The 6323-nt window shown below is 73.6% G+C and carries 7 protein-coding genes, 1 tRNA gene and 1 other RNA gene; 3 read left to right on the forward strand and 6 right to left on the reverse strand.

The features are described 5' to 3' along the window. Nucleotides 1-5: 5 nt before the first annotated feature. Together ACFWTC_RS17225 and ffs are read right to left on the reverse strand one after the other, a co-directional pair. Nucleotides 6-2210: a DNA polymerase III subunit gamma and tau gene (locus tag ACFWTC_RS17225; RefSeq protein WP_384027691.1), complete on the reverse strand. Its 2205-nt coding sequence runs from the start codon at nucleotides 2208-2210 to the stop codon at nucleotides 6-8. A 65-nt stretch (nucleotides 2211-2275) separates the two neighbouring features. Then, nucleotides 2276-2374, reverse strand: an RNA gene (gene ffs / locus ACFWTC_RS17230) — signal recognition particle sRNA small type. Between the two features lie 150 nt (nucleotides 2375-2524). Here ffs and ACFWTC_RS17235 point away from each other — a divergent pair. After that, nucleotides 2525-2612: transfer RNA gene (locus ACFWTC_RS17235), tRNA-Ser, on the forward strand. A 153-nt stretch (nucleotides 2613-2765) separates the two neighbouring features. On the opposite strand, the gene ACFWTC_RS17240 is transcribed toward ACFWTC_RS17235, so the two are convergent. Further along, entirely contained in the window at nucleotides 2766-2927 is a 162-nt protein-coding gene (locus ACFWTC_RS17240) for a hypothetical protein (protein WP_383925557.1), read from the reverse strand. A gap of 230 nt (nucleotides 2928-3157) precedes the next feature. On the opposite strand from ACFWTC_RS17240, the gene ACFWTC_RS17245 reads away from it, so the two are divergent. Beyond that, nucleotides 3158-3433 carry a hypothetical protein gene (locus ACFWTC_RS17245; RefSeq protein ID WP_384027695.1) on the forward strand — a complete coding sequence of 92 codons (276 nt, stop codon included), beginning with the start codon at nucleotides 3158-3160 and terminating at the stop codon, nucleotides 3431-3433. 16 nt (nucleotides 3434-3449) lie between these two features. Here the strand turns inward: ACFWTC_RS17245 and ACFWTC_RS17250 are convergent, their stop codons facing one another. From ACFWTC_RS17250 to ACFWTC_RS17260, 3 genes are all read right to left on the reverse strand, one after another. Continuing rightward, entirely contained in the window at nucleotides 3450-3791 is a 342-nt protein-coding gene (locus tag ACFWTC_RS17250) for a DoxX family protein (RefSeq protein ID WP_383925562.1), read from the reverse strand. Between the two features lie 169 nt (nucleotides 3792-3960). After that, a complete protein-coding gene (locus ACFWTC_RS17255) occupies nucleotides 3961-4380 on the reverse strand; it encodes a molybdopterin-binding protein (RefSeq protein WP_383925564.1) in 420 nt (139 codons plus the stop codon). A 240-nt stretch (nucleotides 4381-4620) separates the two neighbouring features. Further along, a complete protein-coding gene (locus tag ACFWTC_RS17260) occupies nucleotides 4621-5445 on the reverse strand; it encodes a VOC family protein (protein WP_383925566.1) in 825 nt (274 codons plus the stop codon). Nucleotides 5446-5576: 131 nt separating this feature from the next. Here ACFWTC_RS17260 and ACFWTC_RS17265 point away from each other — a divergent pair, with 131 nt between their 5' ends. Further along, entirely contained in the window at nucleotides 5577-6194 is a 618-nt protein-coding gene (locus ACFWTC_RS17265) for an HhH-GPD-type base excision DNA repair protein (protein ID WP_383925568.1), read from the forward strand. Nucleotides 6195-6323 lie beyond the last annotated feature (129 nt).

Below are 6323 nucleotides of genomic sequence, written 5' to 3' on the forward strand. Positions count from 1 at the left end.
GGGTCCTACTCGTTCGTGTATTCCTCCACAACCGTGGCTCCGAGCTCCCGCACGATGAGTTCGTGACCCGTCAGGGCGCTGTCGACCAGGTCGGGATCGTCCTCCTCCGGGACGTCGTCCTCGGGGGCCACGGGCGGCGGCGCCTGCTGCGCCGGGGGCTGCGGGGCGGGGGGCTGCTGCTGGGACTGGGGGGGCTGCTGCTGGTACGGGGCCGCGGGGGCCTGCTGGGCCGGGGGCGGGCTGTAGGCGGGCTGCGGGGGCGCGTACGAGGAGGACGAGACGGCCGGGGCCGGGCCGCCGCCGCCCACCACGGCTTCGATCTTCCAGGTGACCTGGAACTGCTCGGCCAGGACCGCCTTGAGCACCTCCTCGCTGCCGCTGCTCGCGAAGTTGTCGCGGGCTCCGGCGTTGGGGAAGCCGAGCTGCAGGGTGGTGCCGTCGAAGCCGGCGACCTGGGCGTTCTGGCTGAGCAGGATCCAGGTGAAGCGGCGGCGGTTCTTGACCGCGTCCAGGACCGCGGGCCACATGGCCTGGATCTGCCCGGCGCCGGCGGCCATGCCCGGGGAGGGCGCGGGGGCCGCGGGCCCGGAGGGGCCCTGGGCGGCCGGAGCCGGTGCCTGGGCCGCGGCCGTGCCCTGGCCGGGGGCGGCCGCGCTGGGCCAGGCCCCCGCGGCCGGGGCGACCGGGGCGGAGGCGGCCGGGGCGGGCGCGGGGGCCTGGGCGGGCGCCGCCGGGGCCGCGGCTCCGGGCCGGGCGCCGGGGGCGCCGCCTCCGGGCTGCGCCGCTCCGGGCCAGGCCCCCGGGGCGGGGGCGGCGGGCGCGGCGGGGGGAGCGGCGACCGGGGCGGCCTGGTGGGACGGCTCCGGGGGCGCGGGAGCCCGTACGGACGGGGCGGGCGCCGCCTCCGGCTCCGGGGCCCGCGCGGCGGCCCGCGCGGCGGCGGGACCTCCGCCCGGCCCGGCGGGGGCCATGGCGTGCGCCTCGGGGCCGGGGACGTACCCCATGGCGGGCTGCGGAACGGCGGCAGCGGCGGCGGCCATCGCCAGGCCGGCCCCGCCGCGCTCCAGCCGGTCGAGCCGGGCCTGGAAGGACCGCTCGTCGTCGAAGGCGGCGGGCAGCAGCACGCGGGCGCAGATCAGCTCCAGCTGGAGCCGCGGCGCGTTGGCGCCCCGCATCTCGGTGAGCCCGGTGTTGACCAGGTCGGCGGCGCGCGACAGCTCGGCGGCGCCGAAGACGGACGCCTGGGCCTGCATCCGCTCCACGACGTCGGCGGGGGCGTCGATCAGCCCCTTCTCCCCGGCGTCGGGCACGGCGGCCAGGATGACCAGGTCGCGCAGCCGCTCCAGCAGGTCGGCGACGAAACGGCGCGGGTCGTTCCCGCCCTCGACGACGCGGTCCACGGCCTCGAAGGCGGCGGCCCCGTCCCCGGCGGCGAAGGCGTCGATGACGGAGTCGAGGAGCGAGGCCTCGGTGTAGCCGAGGAGCGAGGTCGCCATGGCGTACGTCACACCCGTGTCGGTGGCGCCGGCGAGCAGCTGGTCCATGACGGACATCGAGTCGCGCACGGAGCCGGCGCCGGCGCGCACGACGAGCGGCAGCACGCCGTCCTCGACCTTGGCGCCCTCGCGGCCGCAGACCTCGCCCAGGTAGTCCCGCAGGGTGCCGGGCGGCACCAGCCGGAACGGGTAGTGGTGCGTCCTGGACCGGATGGTCCCGATCACCTTCTCCGGCTCCGTGGTGGCGAAGATGAACTTGAGGTGCTCCGGCGGCTCCTCGACGACCTTCAGCAGGGCGTTGAAGCCCGCCGAGGTGACCATGTGGGCCTCGTCGATGATGTAGATCTTGTAGCGGCTGGAGGCCGGTCCGAAGAAGGCCTTCTCGCGCAGGTCACGGGCGTCGTCCACACCACCGTGCGAGGCGGCGTCGATCTCGATGACGTCGATGGAGCCCCGCCCGTTCCTGGCAAGGTCCTGGCAGGACTGGCACTCCCCGCACGGGGTCGGGGTGGGGCCCTGCTCGCAGTTCAGACAGCGGGCGAGGATGCGCGCGCTGGTCGTCTTTCCACAGCCGCGCGGCCCGCTGAACAGGTACGCGTGGTTGACCCGGTTGTTCCGCAGGGCCTGCATCAGCGGTGCAGTGACATGCTCCTGCCCGATGACCTCGGCGAACGACTCGGGGCGATAGCGGCGGTACAGCGCAAGGGACGACACGTCTACGAGGTTATCCGGGCCCGCCGACAACAGCGGCCCGCAGCCGCCGCCGGACCCGCCCCGGAACGCAAAGCGCCCCCCACGCACCCGCCAGAGCCCACTTACCCTTGCTGCCTTCCGGCCCTGGGGGAATTGGGTGAGATAGCGCCACGTGAGGGGCTGGCCCCACCCTAGCGGATGAAAGGCCCCGGAATCGACCCGGACTCCGGCCGGAACTCCGGCCCGATCGTCCGCGGACGTCCGCGGACGAGCGGCGGACGCCCGCGGACGATCACGTTCGCGAGCACCCCTCAACGTCTTGTATTGTTTGCCGCGGAGGATTCGCCTAGTGGCCTAGGGCGCACGCTTGGAAAGCGTGTTGGGGGCAACCCCTCACGAGTTCGAATCTCGTATCCTCCGCCAGTGCCTCACCGGGCACTTGAAGGCCCCGACCGGGAAACCGGCCGGGGCCTTCTGCGTTCCGTGGTCTCAGTTCGAGTCTCGTTCATTTGCCCCACAACCGGACGCTTCCCCCCGTTCCGGGCTCGATGGCCTATCCCCCGTACTCCCAATGGTTCAGCAGGAGTGCGCCTGATCGCGCCAGATCTTCGCGACCGTGATGACGCTCAGGTAGAGGGCAGGAGACGGAACCGAGCAAGCCCAGGCGACGAAGGCCGGGGCAGGCTTCCGCCGAGTGGTGATCTCGGCGACCACGTCGGTGTCGAGCAGATAGATCACTCGCCGTCCGCCGCATCGTCGTAGGACCGCTGCCCGAACTCCAGGCCCTCGAACGGGGCCGCCGTAAGCCGCTCAACGAATCCGTCGCTGCCCAGGGTCGCCCAGCGGTGAAGCATGTCGGGCAAGGCATCGATACCGGTGTCGGCCAGCTCGGCATCAAAGTGCCCCAGCTGGTGTTCGGGCAGAGACTCCCGGATCTCCCGGATCGTCCGTAGCGGACGGGACTGAGGATGGGACTCCTCGGGTCTGCGCGGCGGGAGCGGCAGATTCGGGGCACCCTGCCCCTGCTGGCCGGCTTCCTGTACGGGCACTTCGTGCGGCGCCTGCCGCCACCGATCCTGCTCGGCGCCCTCGCCGGCGACCAGACCACCACCGCCGCGCTCGGCGTACGGGACCGTCGTCCCCAGGGCGGGGATCTGGCTGCGCGCCCGTTCCGTGAGGGCCGCCCTGGGGAACGTGCTGCTGACGATGTGGGGCTCGGGGTGATCGTCCTGCTGCGGCGGTGAGCCGGGCCCGAGCCGGTCAGAAGCCGAGGGCCAGAGCGGCGACGGCCGGGGCGGCGTAGACGAGCGGGAAGGGGATGTGGGCGTAGGAGCGGGCCCGGACGACGGTGACCACGGCTCCCGTGTAGTAGAGGGAGAGGCCGACCGCGGCGGCGACGCCGAGGGCCGGGACGAAGAGCCCGGCGACCAGTCCCGCGGCGCCCGCGGCCTTGGCGGCGCCGAGCCAGGGCCACCAACCGCGGGGAACGCCGTACGCGCCGAGGGGCTCGACGACCCACCGGGCGCCGAGGAAGACCGACGCGGCCGAGAAGCCGGTCGTGAGGGCGGCGACGAGGGTGACGACGACGGCGGTGGTGGACATGGGTTCGCTCCCGGGGCCGGGGCCGGCGCGCTCTCGCCCGGCCTACACCGCACTGACCCGCCGGAGCACGCGTATGTGACACCCGGCCGGAAAGAGATTTCCCGGCGGGTGCGCCCACCCCGCGGTCCCGCCCCACGCGCCCGTCGCCGCCCGCCACCGGGGCGCCGGCTCAGACGGTCTGGAGGGAGACCTCGGTGGCCTTGACCAGGGCGAAGACGGGGATCCCGGCGGCCAGGCCCAGCGTCTCGACGGCGTCCTTGGTGATGGCCGCGGTCAGCCCGCCGCCGTTCACGTCGACGGTGACGGAGGCCATGGCGCCGCCCATGGCGACGCCGACGACGGTGCCGGCGATCTGGTTGCGGATGGACAGGCCCTCGACCGGTCCGGTGGCCAGGGCGACCTCGGTGGCCTTGACCAGCGCCTTGACGGAGGACCCGGCGACGATGCCGAGGTCCTTGACCGCGTCGGTGGTGATGGCGGCGGTCAGGTCCTGCCCGCCCTCCAGGCGGACCTTGACCGTCGACATGGCCTCGCCGGAGGTGACGGCGGTCACGGTGCCGGCCAGCTGGTTGCGGATGCTCAGCGTCATGGGTGGTTCGACCTCTTGCCGTAGGGGACTGCGGGGGGCGCGGGGATCCCGCACGGCTCGGGGGAGCCGCGGGACCGACCGTAGGCGCCCCCGCCGTGCCGTGCGGCCGGCCCGTCGCACCTGCGGACGGGAACCACCCGACCGACTGGCGCCTGCGGAGCGGCGGGCCGGGCCCGGCGGGGGACCGGGCCGGGGAACGAACCGGGCCCGGTAAGGGACCGGGCCCCGGGAAGGGCGCCGCTACGTGTCCGACAGCTTCGGCATCTCCCCGACGGTCGTCGTCACGTCGATGACGGCGAAGGCCGCCCCCTGCGGGTCCGCCACCGCGGCGAAGCGCCCGAACGGGCTGTCCATCGGCCCGAAGTACAGCGTCCCCCCGTGCTTCCTGGTCTTGGCGACCGCCTCGTCGCAGTCCGGGACGGCGAAGTAGACCTGGACGTAGGAGGGGATCTCGGGCGGGAACTCCTCTCCCATGCCCATCCGCCCCAGCACCGCGTTCTCGGGCGCGGAGCCGCCCAGGGTGAACAGCTTGAAGTCCATGTCGCCCGCCTGCGGGTCCTCGCCCGGTTCCATGCGCTGGACCCCGTACGGGAAGACCTTCGGCAGGAACCCGTCCGCCTTGTCCGGGTCCCGGGAGAAGACCTCGGCCCAGGCGTAGGAGCCCGGCTCGCCGGTCTTCTCGAAGCCCTTGTGCTCGCCCGGCTGCCAGACGCCGAACACCGCCCCGCTCGGCTCCTTCGCGATCAGCATGGTGCCGAACGTGCCGACCTGCATCGGCTCCATCAGCAGCTCGCCGCCGGCCGCCTTCACCTTTTCGGCGGTGGCCGCCGCGTCGGGCGAGGCCAGGTACAGGCACCACTGCGACGGGGCGTCCGCCCCCGGCATCGGCGGGACGACGGCCGCGACGGCCTTGCCGTCGGAGTAGGCCTGCGTGTAGTTGCCGTACTCACTGCTGGACTCGCCGAAGGTCCAGCCCAGCACATCGGCGTAGAAAGTCTTGGCGGCCTCCACGTCGGTGAACATCGCGTCCGCCCAACACGGTGCGCCTTCCGGGAACTCAGCCATGATCGATCGACTCCTGTGTCGTGTGCCCGTGCCCGTCGTACGTTTTCGCACGTTCTGTACGTGCCGTACTCACGCTAGGCGCGCGGTGCGGCGATCGCGCGGGGAGCGCCGCCCGGGGGCAGGCTGGAGCCATGGAGCACAAGGACACCCCCGTCATCCGGCTGGCCCAGCAGCCGGAGGCCGACGCACTGCTCGGCCGGAGCCCGCTCGCCGCCCTCGTCGGGATGCTGCTCGACCAGCAGGTGCCGATGGAGTGGGCGTTCTCCGGGCCCTGGACGATCGCCCGGCGGCTCGGCGCCGACGACCTGGATGCGCACGCGATCGCCGCCTACGACCCGGAGGCCTTCGCCGCCCTGCTCTCGGAGAAGCCGGCCGTGCACCGCTATCCGGGGTCGATGGCCACGCGCGTCCAGCAGTTGTGCGCGTACCTGGTGGAGCACTACGGAGGGGACGCCGAAGCCGTCTGGGCCGACGCCGGGACGGGCGCGGAACTGCTGAAGCGGCTCAAGGAGCTGCCCGGCTTCGGCGAGCAGAAGGCCCAGATCTTCCTCGCCCTGCTGGGCAAGCGGTTCGGGGTCCGCCCCCAGGGCTGGCGGGAGGCCGCGGGCGGGTACGGGCCGGACGGCGTCTACCGGTCGGCGGCCGACATCACGGGACCGGAGTCCCTGGCCAAGGTGCGCGCCCACAAGCAGGAGATGAAGGCCGCGGCCAAGAAGGCCAAGGCGGAGAAAGCGGAGACGGCGGAGTAGACGGAGAACGCCTGAGCAGCGGTCGAGGGCCCGGGACTCCGGGACTCCGGGACTCCGGGACTCCGGGACTCCGGGACTCCGGGACTCCGGGACTCCGGGACTCCGGGACTCCGGGACTCCGGGACTACG

It is taken from the genome of Streptomyces sp. NPDC058619 (genome assembly GCF_042717785.1).
Taxonomy (GTDB): Bacteria; Actinomycetota; Actinomycetes; order Streptomycetales; family Streptomycetaceae; genus Streptomyces.